The organism is Sporosarcina sp. 179-K 3D1 HS (assembly GCF_047228905.1).
Classification (GTDB): domain Bacteria; phylum Bacillota; class Bacilli; order Bacillales_A; family Planococcaceae; genus Sporosarcina.
In genome coordinates, this window is sequence record NZ_JBFEGI010000013.1 from 1 (window position 1) to 15,250 (window position 15,250).

General features: G+C 47.8%; 12 protein-coding genes. 11 read left to right on the forward strand and 1 reads right to left on the reverse strand.

What is annotated here, in order from left to right; all coding sequences use genetic code 11:
* The first annotated feature begins 236 nt into the window (after nt 1-236).
* From AB1K83_RS14975 to AB1K83_RS15015, 9 genes are all read left to right on the forward strand, one after another.
* Nucleotides 237-929, forward strand: a complete 693-nt coding sequence (locus tag AB1K83_RS14975; protein WP_413059024.1) for a heptaprenylglyceryl phosphate synthase — start codon at nt 237-239, stop codon at nt 927-929.
* A gap of 51 nt (nt 930-980) precedes the next feature.
* Complete coding sequence (gene pcrA, locus AB1K83_RS14980) at nt 981-3,218, forward strand: DNA helicase PcrA (protein ID WP_413059025.1); 2,238 nt, start codon at nt 981-983, stop codon at nt 3,216-3,218.
* A gap of 26 nt (nt 3,219-3,244) precedes the next feature.
* Nucleotides 3,245-5,257, forward strand: a complete 2,013-nt coding sequence (gene ligA, locus AB1K83_RS14985; protein ID WP_413059116.1) for an NAD-dependent DNA ligase LigA — start codon at nt 3,245-3,247, stop codon at nt 5,255-5,257.
* 5 nt (nt 5,258-5,262) lie between these two features.
* Nucleotides 5,263-6,387, forward strand: coding sequence for a CamS family sex pheromone protein (locus AB1K83_RS14990; protein WP_413059026.1), 1,125 nt, complete (start codon nt 5,263-5,265; stop codon nt 6,385-6,387).
* A 389-nt stretch (nt 6,388-6,776) separates the two neighbouring features.
* Nucleotides 6,777-7,064 carry an Asp-tRNA(Asn)/Glu-tRNA(Gln) amidotransferase subunit GatC gene (gene gatC / locus AB1K83_RS14995; protein ID WP_413059027.1) on the forward strand — a complete coding sequence of 96 codons (288 nt, stop codon included), beginning with the start codon at nt 6,777-6,779 and terminating at the stop codon, nt 7,062-7,064.
* A 28-nt stretch (nt 7,065-7,092) separates the two neighbouring features.
* Nucleotides 7,093-8,559, forward strand: a complete 1,467-nt coding sequence (gene gatA, locus AB1K83_RS15000) for an Asp-tRNA(Asn)/Glu-tRNA(Gln) amidotransferase subunit GatA (RefSeq protein WP_413059028.1) — start codon at nt 7,093-7,095, stop codon at nt 8,557-8,559.
* On the forward strand, nt 8,559-9,989 hold the full coding sequence (gene gatB, locus AB1K83_RS15005; protein ID WP_413059029.1) for an Asp-tRNA(Asn)/Glu-tRNA(Gln) amidotransferase subunit GatB: 1,431 nt from the start codon (nt 8,559-8,561) through the stop codon (nt 9,987-9,989). Before gatA ends, gatB begins: the two co-directional genes overlap by 1 nt.
* A 152-nt stretch (nt 9,990-10,141) precedes the next feature.
* On the forward strand, nt 10,142-10,711 hold the full coding sequence (locus tag AB1K83_RS15010) for a thioredoxin family protein (protein ID WP_413059030.1): 570 nt from the start codon (nt 10,142-10,144) through the stop codon (nt 10,709-10,711).
* A 33-nt stretch (nt 10,712-10,744) separates the two neighbouring features.
* Complete coding sequence (locus tag AB1K83_RS15015; RefSeq protein WP_413059031.1) at nt 10,745-11,659, forward strand: diacylglycerol kinase; 915 nt, start codon at nt 10,745-10,747, stop codon at nt 11,657-11,659.
* Nucleotides 11,660-12,060: 401 nt separating this feature from the next.
* Here AB1K83_RS15015 and AB1K83_RS15020 read toward each other — a convergent pair whose 3' ends face one another.
* Entirely contained in the window at nt 12,061-12,489 is a 429-nt protein-coding gene (locus tag AB1K83_RS15020) for an NUDIX hydrolase (RefSeq protein WP_413059032.1), read from the reverse strand.
* A 387-nt stretch (nt 12,490-12,876) separates the two neighbouring features.
* Between AB1K83_RS15020 and AB1K83_RS15025 the strand changes: the two genes are divergently transcribed.
* Both AB1K83_RS15025 and AB1K83_RS15030 read left to right on the forward strand, forming a co-directional pair.
* Nucleotides 12,877-14,223 carry a cytochrome ubiquinol oxidase subunit I gene (locus AB1K83_RS15025; RefSeq protein WP_413059033.1) on the forward strand — a complete coding sequence of 449 codons (1,347 nt, stop codon included), beginning with the start codon at nt 12,877-12,879 and terminating at the stop codon, nt 14,221-14,223.
* Entirely contained in the window at nt 14,220-15,245 is a 1,026-nt protein-coding gene (locus tag AB1K83_RS15030) for a cytochrome d ubiquinol oxidase subunit II (RefSeq protein ID WP_413059034.1), read from the forward strand. The genes AB1K83_RS15025 and AB1K83_RS15030 overlap by 4 nt, the downstream gene beginning before the upstream one ends.
* Nucleotides 15,246-15,250 lie beyond the last annotated feature (5 nt).

A 15,250-nucleotide genomic window follows, 5' to 3' on the forward strand; every position in this document is an offset into this window, starting at 1 on the left:
CAAGCGCTGATAACTTCGCGCTGGCGCTCATAACTCTGCGCAAGCGCTGATAACTTCGTGCCGGCGCTCATAACTCTACGCAACCGCTCATATCTTTTGCACTAGCGCTCCTAATCCCCGCATTCATCCATACCTCTAACCAACTTTCACAACTTCGCCTCCCGACCGGAGAAGATTCCGGCCGGGTTTTTTGGTATACTGAAATGAATGTACTTTTTGGGAGTTGGGTGGTTACGATGGATTACATAATGTGGCGACATGCCTTTAAAATAGATCCGGCCAAGCCGATTAATGACGATGATCTGGAGTGTCTGGCAGAGTCCGGGACCGATGGAATCATTGTGGGCGGGACAGATGATGTGACCCTTGAGAATGTGTTGGATCTACTCGTCCGTCTAAGAAGGTATTCGGTGCCGATCGCGCTGGAGGTGTCGACTGTCGAGTCGGTGACGCCGGGGTTTGATTATTATTTCATTCCGACAGTCTTGAATTCGACAAACGCGAAGTGGATTAACGGGATTCACCATGAGGCGTTGCGGGAATACGGTCATATGATGAATTGGGATGAAATCATTACGGAAGGCTACTGCATATTAAACCCTGACTGCAAAGCCGCGCAATTGACGGGCGTTACGGAAGTGCCGGATGAGGAGGATGTCATCGCCTATGCTCGCATGGCGGAGCATCTTTTCAAGCTGCCCGTGTTTTATTTGGAATATAGCGGGAGTTATGGCAAGACTGAGATTGTGGAGGCAGCTAAGCGCGTCCTCGACAAAACGCGCCTTTTTTACGGCGGGGGCATCACCACGGCTGAGGAAGCCAAGCAGATGGCGGAAATTGCGGACACGATCATTGTGGGCAATATCATTTATGACGACTTGAAAGCAGCCCTTGCTACTGTGGAAGCGGTAAAATCCGTTTCCTCTTAAGAGCAAACTGTTGTACAATAAAGAACAAATGTTCCGAAAGGGCGAGAAGCTATGAATACAATTGCACAAAACCTGCTTGTAGGTATGAATCCTGAGCAAGCGCGGGCCGTGAAGAAAACGGAAGGGCCACTGTTGATCATGGCGGGGGCCGGCTCCGGAAAAACACGTGTGCTGACGCATCGGATCGCATACTTAGTTGTGGAGAAAAACATCTACCCTTCCAATATTTTAGCGATCACGTTCACCAATAAAGCCGCGAGGGAGATGCGCGACCGAATTGACGGATTGCTAGGCCACGGGACGGGCGAACGGATGTGGGTCTCCACGTTCCACTCGATGTGCGTCCGGATTCTTCGTCGAGATATTGACCGGATCGGCATTTCGAAGAACTTTACCATCCTCGACACGGCCGATCAGCTGACGGTCATTAAAAGTGTCTTGAAAGAGTTGAACCTCGATCCAAAACAATATGATCCTCGTTCCATGTTAAATGCCATTAGTTCTGCGAAAAACGAATGTATCGATGCGTCAACCTATCGTGGGCAGATCAATTCATTTAACCCATTCGAAAAAACGGTGGCGGATGTCTACGATGGTTACGCCAAGCGTCTTCGTCAAAACCAATCGCTCGATTTCGATGACCTCATCATGCTGACATTGACCTTATTCGAAAAAGTTCCGGAAGTCCTCGAGTATTACCAAAATAAATTCCAATATATCCACGTCGATGAGTACCAAGATACGAACAACGCGCAATACCGCCTCGTGCAAATGCTAGCGAGCAAATTCAAGAACATTTGCGTCGTGGGTGACTCCGACCAATCCATCTACAGATGGCGAGGCGCCGACATCGGCAATATCCTGTCGTTTGAAAAGGACTATAAAAATGCCGAAATCATTTTATTGGAACAAAACTACCGCTCAACGAAACGAATTTTGAATGCAGCCAATGACGTCATTACGAATAATCGAAGCCGCTATGATAAAAAGCTTCGGACGGAAAATGAAGAAGGCGAACCGATTTACGTATACAAGGCCAGCGATGAAAAGGATGAATCCCAGTTTGTTGTCGGTAAGATCTTGGAGTTGAAGGAGCAAGAGAATCTGAAGCTTGACCAATTTGCCATTCTATACCGGACGAACGCACAATCACGCGTTATCGAGGAATATTTGGTCAAGTCGAACTTGGATTACACGATCGTGGGTGGCACGAAATTCTATGACCGGAAAGAAATTAAAGACTTGCTCGCGTATTTGCGGTTGATTGCCAACAATGCGGATGACCTGGCATTGGCCCGCATCATCAATGAGCCGAAACGCAGTATCGGCGCGACGTCATTCGATCGGATGGCAAGATATGCGATTGAACATGACCTTCCGATCTTCGACGCTTTGCAAGAGGTCGACTTTATGGGATTAACCCCAAGAGCGGCCAATGAAGTCGCGAAATTCCATGAACTCCTCACCGGCTTCACCCGAATGCAGGAATATTTGACGGTGACGGAATTGGTCGAGCAAGTATTGGAGAAAACAGGATACCGGGACATGTTGCAAAATGAAAAGACGATCGAATCGGAAAGTCGATTGGAAAACATTGAAGAGTTTCTCTCCGTTACGGAAGCATTCGAAAAACGGGCGGAAGAGGAAACCGGAGACCGCTCGCTCATTGCGTTCTTGACTGATTTAGCGCTCATTGCGGATATCGATTCATTGGATAAAGAAGAGAACCAATCAGCAGAGAAAATCGTCTTGATGACGATGCACGCAGCGAAAGGGCTGGAATTCCCGGTCGTCTTCATCATCGGCATGGAGGAAAACGTCTTTCCACATTCCCGTTCCATCGGGGATGACGAGGAAATGGAAGAAGAACGCAGACTCGCGTACGTTGGAATCACGCGTGCGGAACGAAAACTATTCTTGACGTCCGCCTCTTTCCGCATGCTCTTTGGCCGATCAAGCTATAATAGCCCATCCCGATTCATCGGAGAGATCTCAGACGACGTCATTGAAGTCATACCGGGAGACGACGGCTTCGCTTTTCAACCGCGTTCTTCGGCACGCTCGGCAGCCCCGGTACGCCCTGCTGTCAGAAAGCCGGCTTACCAGTCCAGCGGCGGGGAAAAGATTGGATGGAAGCCCGGGGATAAAGCGATCCATAAAAAATGGGGAACCGGTATGGTCGTCAGTGTAAAGGGGACTGGAGAAGAGGTCGAACTCGACATCGCCTTCCCGGATCCGATTGGCATTAAACGGTTGCTTGCGAAATTCGCACCGATTGAAAAAGCGTAATCAAGTTGGAGGAGTAAAAGATGGACATGGATCGAATCGCACTCGAAAAACGGGTGGAGGAACTGAATCGGCTATTGACGGAATACGGTCATGCGTACTATGTATTGGATAAACCGCTCGTTCCGGACTCTATATATGACCAATACATGCAGGAATTGCTCGCGATCGAGGCGGAGCACCCTGATCTGATCTATCCGGATTCCCCTTCGCAACGGGTAGGCGGGGAAATATTGAGCGGATTCGGGAAAGTGGTGCATGAACACCCGATGCTCAGCCTCTCGAATGTATTTAATGATGAGGACTTAAGCGATTTTGATAGAAGGGTGCGTGCAGCAGCAGGGCCCGATATTACGTATGTTTGTGAATTGAAGATTGACGGACTGGCAATTTCCCTCAAATACGTCGATGGACGGTTTGAACAAGGTTCGACGCGCGGGGACGGTACAGTCGGAGAGGATATTACGGCCAATTTAAGGACCATCCACTCCGTCCCGTTGCGTTTGAAACAGCCGTTGACGATTGAAGTGCGCGGGGAAGCCTATATGCCGAAAAGATCTTTCGTTAGTTTGAATGAAGCCCGGGACGAAGCAGGCGAAGAGCCATTTGCCAATCCACGAAATGCGGCGGCAGGCTCTCTTCGCCAACTTAACCCCAAAATAGCTGCGAGCCGGAACTTGGCAATTTTCATCTATGGAATCGGTGGGGACGGCAGCGCGTACGGTCAGGATAGTCATTCCGATTCCCTGGACTTCTTGGATTCTCTTGGATTTGTTACGAATAATGGGCGCAAACGCTGTGCCACAATCGAAGAGGTTATGGAGTACATAGCCGAATGGACTGAAAAGCGCTCTGATCTTGATTATGAAATTGATGGGATCGTAGTGAAAGTGGACCGGTATGAAGATCAAGAACAGCTTGGCTATACAGCAAAGAGTCCGCGTTGGGCGACCGCCTATAAGTTCCCTGCCGAAGAAGTGACAACCCGATTGCTCGAGATTGAACTGAGCGTGGGACGAACTGGCGTGGTGACACCGACAGCGATCTTGGAACCGGTCCGTGTTGCTGGAACAACTGTCGGGCGCGCTTCCTTGCATAATGAGGATCTGATTCTGGAGAAAGACATCCGGATCGGTGACACGGTCATCGTCAGGAAAGCGGGGGACATCATCCCTGAAGTCGTGGCGCCGATCATTGAACAACGGACCGGCGAGGAAGTGCCATTCCGGATGCCCGACCATTGCCCGGTCTGTGAATCCGAACTGATCCGGATTGAAGAAGAAGTCGCACTGCGTTGCGTCAATCCGCAATGCCCGGCGCAAATGAAGGAAGCGATCATCCACTTCGTGTCCAGGAATGCGATGAATATTGAAGGAATCGGGGAACGTCTTGTCGACCAGCTCTATCATTCCGAACTGGTCCACGATGTGGCGGATCTCTATACGCTGGAGAAAGACCGCTTACTGCAATTGGAGCGCATGGGGGAGAAGTCGGTCTCCAATCTATTGACAGCCATTGAAGCATCCAAATCCAATTCGCTGGAAAAACTGCTCTTCGGACTGGGCATCCGTCATGTCGGGGAAAGGGCTGCGACTATTCTGTCGGAGGAATTCGGAACGCTGGCTGCCTTGATGGAAGCTGATACAGAACAATTGACTAGCATCCACGAGATCGGGGATAAAGTGGCCGATTCCATCACGACCTATTTCAGCAATGAAGACGTCCAGAAAGTGCTCCGGAAGTTGGAAGAGTACGGAGTGAACCTGACTTACACGGGACGATCCCGGAACGAGCTCCCGACGGAAGGGCCGTTTGCCGGAAAAACGGTCGTCCTGACAGGGAAATTGGAAATTCTGACGCGCAATGAGGCAAAAGAGAAAATCGAGGCACTTGGCGGTAAAGTGAGCGGCAGTGTCAGCAAAAAGACGGACCTCGTCATTGCGGGCGAGGATGCTGGATCGAAGCTCGCAAAAGCGCAGGAATTCGGCATATCCGTTTGGGATGAAACACAATTGCTCGATGCCCTTGGTGAGAAGGAGTAAGCTGTATGAAGAAATCATTTGCACTGATCGGCCTGGCAACCGCTCTTTTATTGGGCGGCTGCTTGCCCTCCATTAATCCGGACGAGGAAGTCCTCCAGGAAAGTGAAGAAACTGTCGAAGAGACGGTCTTGATTCCAGACGTTCAACTGAAGGATGAATTTTATCGGACGCTGTTGCCATTCAAAAAGAGTGCTAGCCGTGGCTTGATTGTGAACAATATTTATACGAAATATGATATGAGAGAAGCGGAAAGAGGATTGCTACGTATTTCTGCACAGCATTTCAATCCGAAAGACCATTTCTTTCAGGAAGGCCAGTATATCGACCGGGACATGGCCAGATCATGGTTATCGAGAAGTTCGACTGATGAAAAAGGATTGAATCCACCTGTTAAAGAGGGAATGAGCGAAGAGGAGATCTCTGAACGAGCACCAATTTACCTTGCTCATATCATCGAACAAAACTACCTGATCATGACCGATGAGAAAAAAGTAAGGCTCGACGGCATTTCCATCGGCCTTGCCATGAATTCGATCAGCTACACGAGAAGCGGGAAAGAGACCGTCATTCCCGATAACAAAATACAACAAGAGGGTATGAAGATGGCGGAAGAAATTGTCCGACGTCTCCGTACTGAAGAGGGTTTAAAAGATATTCCGATTGTCGTCGGTTTATTCAAGCAAGAGAGCCGCAACTCTATCGTATCGGGCACTTATTTTGCGAAGGCGGTCGCTGGAAAGGGTGATGACGCTCCGTCGGGGTGGAAAGAAGTGAACGAGCAGTATGTCGTCTTCCCAGCTTCATCCTCCATTGACCGCTATCGGGAGATCAACACGACCTTCAATAATTTCAAGCAGGATATCGATACCTATTTTCCGAGCTTCGTCGATGTTATTGGAACGGGTTTCTTCAAGGAAGGAAAACTGAATTCATTGCGGATTGAAATTCCGATTCAATTTTATGGAACCAGTGAAATCATTGGATTCACCCAGTATTTGACGGGTCTCGTCGTGAAGTATTTTCCGGATATCCATACCGAGGTGACGGTCGAATCGGTCAATGGCCCGGAGGCGCTGATTCTGAAGGAAGCGGGAAAAGACGAGCCATACGTCCATATATATGGATATTGACTTGATTCAGCAAGTATATTTCTTCCGATAGTGTCGAAAGGAATGTTGTGAAGTATTTAAAACAAAGAACTTCGTGCACCTTGCTGAATCAAGTTAGCCTCCGGCGGATGTCACGGATTTTGAGGGGAGTCAAGGCAATCCAAACTGTCTAGTGCCTTAATTTCTGCAAAGAGCGCAGAAATCCGGCAAACCGAACCCTTCGCTGTTCGAAGGCGGTGCCTTAATTTCTGCAAAGGGCGCAGAAATACGGCAAACCGAACCCTTCGCTGTTCGGTTCGCAATTCCAATCCGGACGCAATTATGCCGAGGCATAATTGATTGAAGTAACTTTTCATCGCTATGAGAAGGTGTTATTATTAATCGTACAGTGAGTAATGGGAGGAAAGAAAATGACGCAATTTACAAAAGATGACGTGCAGTATTTTGCTAATTTTGTCAGAATCGGCCTTTCTGATGAAGAGGCCGAAGTGTATGCTGAGCAATTGGCTGATATGATTAGCTTCACGAATGTACTTAGAGAAGTCGATACGGAAAATGTAGCTCCGATGACGCACCCGATCCCTCTTTATAATGTGTTGCGTGAAGACGTACCGAGAGACGTCCTGGACCGCGAAGAAATGCTGAAAAGCGTAAAAGAACACGAGGACGGTTTAATTAAAGTACCATCCATTCTATAAGGAACGGATTTGAGGAGGGAATTTCAAGATGACGTTAGTAAATAAAACGGCAACAGAACTTCAATCGCTTTTACATAGCCGTGAAGTGTCTGTAAAAGAATTGACACAAGACACGTTGGATCATATCAAAAAAGTGGATGGGAAAGTCCAAGCATTCCTGACAGTCACCGAAGAAGAAGCACTTGCGAAAGCGGACCAATTGGACAATAACCCAACTGACAACCGAGGTCCTCTTTTCGGGTTGCCAGTCGGAATCAAAGATAATATTGTAACCAAAGGGATCAAAACGACCGGTGCCAGCAAGATGCTGGAAGAATTTGTTCCTGTCTATGACGCAACAGCTGTAGAAAAATTGGACGCGGCAGGTATGGTATCTGTCGGTAAACTGAATATGGATGAATTTGCGATGGGATCCACAACAGAACGTTCGGCATTCCAGAAAACTAGAAATCCATGGAACCTGGATTGTGTACCGGGTGGTTCGTCCGGCGGTTCAGCTGCTGCCGTTGCAGCGGGAGAAGTATTGTTCTCACTTGGCTCGGACACAGGCGGATCCGTACGCCAACCGGCTGCATTTTGTGGCGTCGTCGGGATGAAACCGACTTATGGGCGTGTATCACGTTCCGGTTTGATTGCATTCGCTTCCTCTCTTGACCAAATCGGACCGATCACTCGCACGGTAGAGGACAATGCGCTTCTTCTTGGTGCCATTTCGGGGGTCGACTATCGGGACAGCTCGTCTTCATCGGAAGCGGTACCTGACTTCAAAGCTGCTTTAACAGGCGATATCAAAGGGTTGAAAGTGGCAGTGCCAAAGGAATACCTAGGCGAAGGCGTTTCAGAGGAAGTGAAAACGGCGGTTCGTGAAGCAATTCAAGTTTTGGAATCGCTCGGAGCGGAGTGGGAAGAAGTATCGCTTCCAAACTCTAAATATGCTTCTGCAACTTACTACGTTATCGCATGTTCTGAAGCATCATCCAATTTGTCCCGTTTCGATGGCATCCGTTTTGGATACCGTCCGGAAGGCGTAAAAAACTTGGATGAGCTCTATTTACGTTCACGTGGGGAAGGATTCGGTCATGAAGTGATCAAGCGGAATCTTTTCGGTGCGTATGCGCTCAGCGCGGATCATCATGAAGAGCTTTACGTGCAAGCGCAGCGTGTCCGTACGTTAATTGCCCAAGACTTTGCTTCACTCTTCGAAAAATACGACGTCATCGTAGGGCCGACTTCGGCGACACCTGCCTATGAAATTGGTGGAATTGTTAAGGATCCGCTGACTTTGTATGCCAATGACGTACTGACAGTTCCAATCAACCTTGCAGGAATTCCTGCCATCTCCGTACCTTGCGGATTCTCTGAAGGATTGCCGATTGGGCTGCAAATTATCGGTAAACATTTCGATGAAGCAACGTTGTATAAAGTGGCACATGCCTACGAACAAGCGACGGATTTTCATAAGCGCACTCCGGCCATTGGGGAGGGAACTAACTGATGAACTTTGAAACAATTGTTGGACTTGAAGTCCACGTAGAATTGAAAACAGATACAAAAATAATGTCACCGGCACCTGCTCACTTCGGCGCAGATCCCAATATGAACATCCATGTTGTGGATTTAGCTTACCCGGGTACGCTGCCAACGTTGAATAAACAAGCGATTGAATTCGGAATGAAAGCGTCCATGGCGTTGAACTGTGAAATTGCACCAGTTATGAACTTTGACCGGAAACATTATTTCTACCCGGATAACCCGAAAGCGTACCAAATTTCTCAAGATGAACGTCCAGTCGGTTCAAACGGTTGGATTGAAATTGAAGTGGACGGGAAGAAGAAAAAAATCCGGATTGAGCGGGTTCACTTGGAAGAGGATGCCGGGAAATTAACACACTCTGATTACGGCTATTCGTTAGTTGACTTGAACCGTCAAGGGACGCCTCTTATCGAAATCGTTACGGAAGCTGATATCCGCTCTCCAGAAGAAGCGTATGCTTTTCTTGAAAAACTGAAAGCAATTATTCAATATACGGGTGTGTCCGATGTGCGGATGGAAGAAGGGTCTCTTCGTTGTGATGCGAACATTTCCTTGCGCCCATTCGGTCAAGAACAATTCGGTACGAAAACGGAGTTGAAAAACCTTAACTCGTTTAACTTTGTACGCCGCGGTATTGCCAATGAAGTGGAACGCCAAGAGAAAATTTTGCTGGCGGGCGGTGAAATCCAGCAAGAGACACGCCGTTATGACGAAGCGACCGGTCAAACGGTGCTCATGCGTGTCAAAGGAAGTGCGAACGACTACCGTTTCATCAACGATCCGGATTTGCCAGAGGTTCATATTGACCAAGAATGGATCGACCGGGTCCGTGCTAAAATTCCAGAGCTTCCGGACGCACGGAAAGAGCGCTATGTGACTGAATGGGATCTACCAGAATATGATGCCCACGTCTTGACGTTGACAAAAGAAATGTCCGATTTCTTCGATGCGACAGTCAACGCTGGAGCGGATGCAAAATTGGCTTCCAACTGGCTAATGGGAGACGTATCGGCCTATTTGAATGCAGAGCAGAAGGAACTGCATGACACGGCATTGACACCGGAAGGACTTGCCAGCATGATCAAATTGATTGTCGATGGTACAATATCTTCCAAAATTGCGAAGAAAGTATTCAAAGAATTGATTGAAAAAGGCGGAGACGCAGCGGTAATCGTCAAGGAAAAAGGACTTGTCCAAATTTCCGACGAAGGCGCGCTTCTGAAAATCGTCACGGAGACATTGGATGCAAACGAGCAATCGATCGAAGACTATAAGAACGGTAAAGACCGGGCTGTCGGCTTCCTTGTCGGCCAAATTATGAAAGCGACAAAAGGACAGGCGAATCCACAACTCGTCAATAAAATCCTTCTTGAAGAAATTAATAAGCGGTAATGGATTTTCTGCGTCCTATGCAAGACTTGAAAAAGAGTCCAAGCATAGGGCGCTTTTCACTCAGCTGACAGAAGGAGAGCTTGTTATAGTTCTTTGAATTTGATTCGACTATAAAGTATCCGTACACTAGTAGAAAGGAGTGTGGAAAACGGATGAAAACGGAAAAACAATATTTCGAAGAAGCGATTTCCCTCGAACAATACATGGATCAGATGGAAAAACATAAAGAGAACAGTTTTCATATTTACGAACAGTTTGAGGTCCCTCAAGATGATGAGTTCATCGAGATACTGAAAGCGAAGCAACCGAATCTGTTAGTCATTACAGAAGATTGGTGCGGGGATGCGATGATGAACAATCCTGTTTTGCGCAGAATTTCCGAGGCGGCATTGTTGGATGTGCGAACTGTTTATCGAGATGAGGATCCGGCGTTAATTGACCGATATTTAACGAACGGCGGACGTTCTATCCCGATTTACCTCCTCCTGGATCAAAACGGTGAGGTCCTAGGGAAATGGGGACCACGTGCCGCATCGATCCAAGAGTATGTTATGGAGCTTCGACAAGGGTTACCACCTGCCGACTCAACGGACTTCCAAGAGAAACAAAAAGCGCTGATCGAGAGGCTGACGGCCGAATTTACATCAAAACCGGAATTATGGCTGACCGTTTACGAAGATATCCGAAAAACATTTCTTCCGGTTCTTCAAAAGCAAGCCTAAACCATCATCTGTATGAATTGAGAGGGAAATGGGATGAAACGTGCACGAATTATTTATAACCCGACCGCGGGGCGTGAAATTATACGAAAACATTTGGCGGAAATCCTCGAGAAGCTGGAGACGGCGGGATACGAAACTTCCTGCCATGCGACAACCTCCGAAGGTGATGCCACTGCTGCGGCAAAAACCGCGGTGGAAAGAGGATTCGACGTCATCATTGCAGCGGGTGGAGACGGAACGTTGAATGAAGTCATTGCGGGAGTCAGCCCATTTGAAAAACGGCCGACCATCGGATTGATTCCCACGGGGACAACTAATGATTTTGCCCGTGCCCTGAAAATCCCACGGGATATCGAAGATGCCGTGGATATCATCGTCCAAGGAAAGACCATCCCGGTCGATGTCGGTCTAATGAATGACCGCCACTTCATCAATATTGCAGGAGGCGGCCGGATGACGGAGTTGACTTATGATGTTCCGAGCAAGTTAAAAACGGTACTCGGCCAACTCGCGTACTATTTGAAAGGGATTGAAATGCTTCCATCCATTCATTCATCCCACGTCAAAATTGAATACGATGGACAAGTATTTGATGATGAAGCAATGATGTTTTTGGTCGGTCTGACGAATTCTGTGGGCGGTTTTGAAAAACTCGCACCGGATTCCAGCATCAACGATGGAAAATTCACGTTGCTCATCCTGAAAAAATGTAATATTGCAGAGTTTATCCGAATCGTTTCACTCGCTCTACGCGGAGAGCACTTGGACGATCCTCTCGTCATTTCGAGCAAAGCGGAAAAAATTACAGTAACCTCCAACGAAGAGGTTCTTCTCAATCTCGACGGCGAATATGGCGGCGTCCTGCCAGCAACCTTCCAAAACCTATGCCGTCATGTCGAGATGTTCGCACCAGTTGAAAAATTACGGAAAAAAGATCGCCCCGAATAATGATGTGACCCCTATTTTTTAGGGGTTTTTTTATTTGGTGATGGGAGAGATTGTTGTGAGGTTGTCCGGAAGTGTTGTGATGTTAGACGGAAACCTTTTGAAGCTGGTCAAAGACGTTTAGAGGTTATTGACACCATGAACAAATGGTGGAGAAATGGTTCGCTCGGCTGCAACTGTCATGGCAATATTTCCGACTGTAAGGACAATCCCTCAAACTGTCATGTCTCCGTCCGCAACTGTCATGTCCCGGTCAAACTGTCATGGCGATTCCTCCAACTGTAAGGACAATCCCCGGAACTGTCATGTCTCCGTCCGCAACTATCATGTCCCTGTCAAACTGTCATGGCAATTCCCCCGCCGTTCAAAAGAAAAGTCCCCTTTGACAGGGGACTCTCTCAGCTTCAAATAAACTCGATGGCTTCATCTTGCTTACTGGCCAATTTTGGCAGGCTGTCGATTGGAATCCAACGATTACAATAGGTGGCTCCGTTGTCCTTGCCGTCGCTATGGACGTGATGTTCCCAAGGTGGCTGTTCCTTGCCGGTATAGGCGAGGTGGAAAATATTTCGCTCGTAAACCAATTCCCGGTTCCGAGGAAAATGTTTATTTTTAGTGACTTTCCCTTTCAAAACAAGCTCATCGCGGTTGATGCCTGTCTCTTCTTCGATCTCCCTGTATAAGGCATCCAAGAGCAGTTCATCCTTTTCGATGGTGCCGCCGGGAACTTGCCAGCCCTCTTCGGGATGCTCCTTGTTTTCGAACACAAGGAGTTTGCGTTCGGATCCTTCTCCAGATGTAATATAAGCTAAGACTTTTCGTTTCAACTCCATTGTATTCACCTCAGTTGTTCATTTTTTTAGTTAATTTATTGTACGAAAGATTCAAACAATTATCAAGTGGATTGTTTGAAAAAAATCAAGAGAAATGCTCTTTTTCTGTCTTGGAAATCAAAAGTAAGTTGTATTTTATTCACAAAGGCTTCAACAATAATTCACGGATATCTAATAATATAATCGTTAAAGGTTCGTATAGTGGGTATAGAATAGAGTCAGGCTATAGATGAATTACACCTCGGCCTTAACCAAGTTGAAAGGACGTGAACGGTCCTATGTATAAAGAGCATGAACGAAAACTGATGTGGTTGGTATTCATCGTGGCGGCCATCATGTTGGTATCGATCATCGGCAGAGTATTCGCTAACTAAGGAGGAGACCAGGATGGGGAATGAAGAAGCCGTCTTTTTTTCACGGGTTCTGACTGAGTTGACTTTATCTTTTCATATTATTTACGCTACAATCGGAGTCGGGGTCCCACTGATGATCATGATTGCCCAGTGGGTCGGCATTAAGAAGAATGATGAACATTATATTTTGCTGGCAAGACGATGGGCACGCGGATTTGTCATTACCGTGGCGGTCGGAGTCGTCACCGGAACGGCCATCGGACTGCAATTATCTTTATTATGGCCAAACTTCATGGAGTTGGCGGGAAATGTAATCGCGCTGCCGCTCTTCATGGAAACTTTCGCCTTCTTTTTTGAAGCGATCTTCCTTGGAATCTATTTGTACACATGGGATCGTTTTGAGAATCAGAAAAAACATTTGCTGCTACTCATACCGGTTGCTTTAGGTGCTTCGTTCTCGGCAGTTTTCATCACGATTGTCAATGCCTTTATGAACGCACCGCAAGGGTTTGACATCGTCAATGGAGAGCTCGTCAATATTAACCCGATCTTGGCGATGTTCAACCCAGCGATGCCGACAAAGGTGGCGCATGTCGTTGTAACTGCCTATATGACCGCGGCATTCGTGCTCGCTGCCATTGCAGCATTCCGCTTGTTACGGGGTTCCGATCATATATATCATAAAAAAGCTCTGTATTTGACAATGAAATTAGGGTTGGTGTTCTCAATTGCCGCTGCAATCATCGGTGATTTCTCTGGAAAATATTTAGCGGAATACCAGCCGGAGAAATTGGCGGCTGCTGAATGGCATTTTGAAACGGGAGAAAGCGCGCCACTCGTCCTGCTTGGTGTGATGTCGGATGGAGAAGTGAAGTATTCGATTGATATCCCATTTGCCCTGTCCATCCTGGCGCACGGTACACCGAACGCGGAAGTGATCGGGCTGGACCAGTTCGCAGTGGAAGATACACCGCCGCTTTATATCCATTATCTCTTTAATATCATGGTATTTATCGGCATGTGGATGGCCTTGCTGTCCGCCGTCTACTGGATTGGAATGAAGCGAGGCTGGCGCATGGTGTCCTCTAAGTGGTTCCGCTGGCTCATTGTGATGGGCGGCCCGTTGACTATGATTGCAATCGAAACAGGATGGTGGCTGGCGGAAGTCGGAAGACAACCTTGGATTTTACGGAACATTATGCGAGTATCTGAAGCGGCCACCACGAGCGCCCATGTCGATACGATGCTATGGCTATTTGCCTTGTTATACCTAGTCTTGGGTATTGGAAGCGTCGTTGTTCTTGGAAGAATGTTCCGGAAAAATCCGGTGGAGAAAGAAATCGAAGACCGTCATATGGAGAAAGGCGGTGATGTGCTATGACGCTTGAAATCTTAGGGATTTCGGTGTTGTGGACATTTCTGTTCGGGTATATCCTCGTCGGGGCGATCGACTTCGGGGCAGGTTTTTTCAATGCGTATAGTCTGTTGACAGGGAAGCAGCGCATTCTGACCAATGTCATCCAGCGCTATTTATCCCCCGTATGGGAAGTGACAAATGTCTTCCTCGTCTTCTTCTTCGTCGGGATTATCGGCTTCTTTCCGAAAACGGCATTTTATTACGGAACGACGCTTTTGGTCCCCGTCAGCATTGGAATTATCCTGCTGGCGATCCGCGGTTCGTATTATGCTTTTGAGACATACGGAGCTCGCGGGCATAAAGGCTACTCGTTTATGTATGGCCTCGCCGGGCTTCTCATCCCCGCATCTCTTTCCATCGTCTTGACGATTTCGGAAGGCGGATTTGTAGAAATGGTGGATAATCAACCTGTGCTCGACTATTGGGAACTGTTCACCAGCCCCCTCACTTGGTCGATTGTCGTCCTGAGCATTGCAGCGACACTTTATATATCGGCTGTTTTCCTGACGTGGTATGCGAATAAGGCCGGGGATACGGAAGCGACGGAGCTGCTGCGGAAATATGCGTTGATCTGGTCCGCGCCGACAATCATTACGGCGGGCGGCATCATATTCGAATTACGGAAACATAACCCGGAACACTACAGCAACATCCAGACGTTTTGGCCGATGTTCCTCCTGTCCGCCTTGCTGTTTTTGGGAACGGTATGGCTCTTGCTGAAACGAAAGAAATACGGGCTGGCATTCGGTCTGTTGACCGGGCAGTTCATCTTCGCCTTCTTCGGGTACGGAGCATCGCATTACCCCTATTTGCTCTACCCGTACTTGACAATCTATGACAGTTTCACCAACCCTGCCATGGCGATCGCGCTCATTGTTGCGTTCGTCCTAGGACTTAGCTTGCTCATCCCGTCATTGGTGCTGCTCATGCGATTATTCTTGTTCAACAAAAAATACGTACGAGGAAAAGAAGATTTCCATGCGTAAGGAGG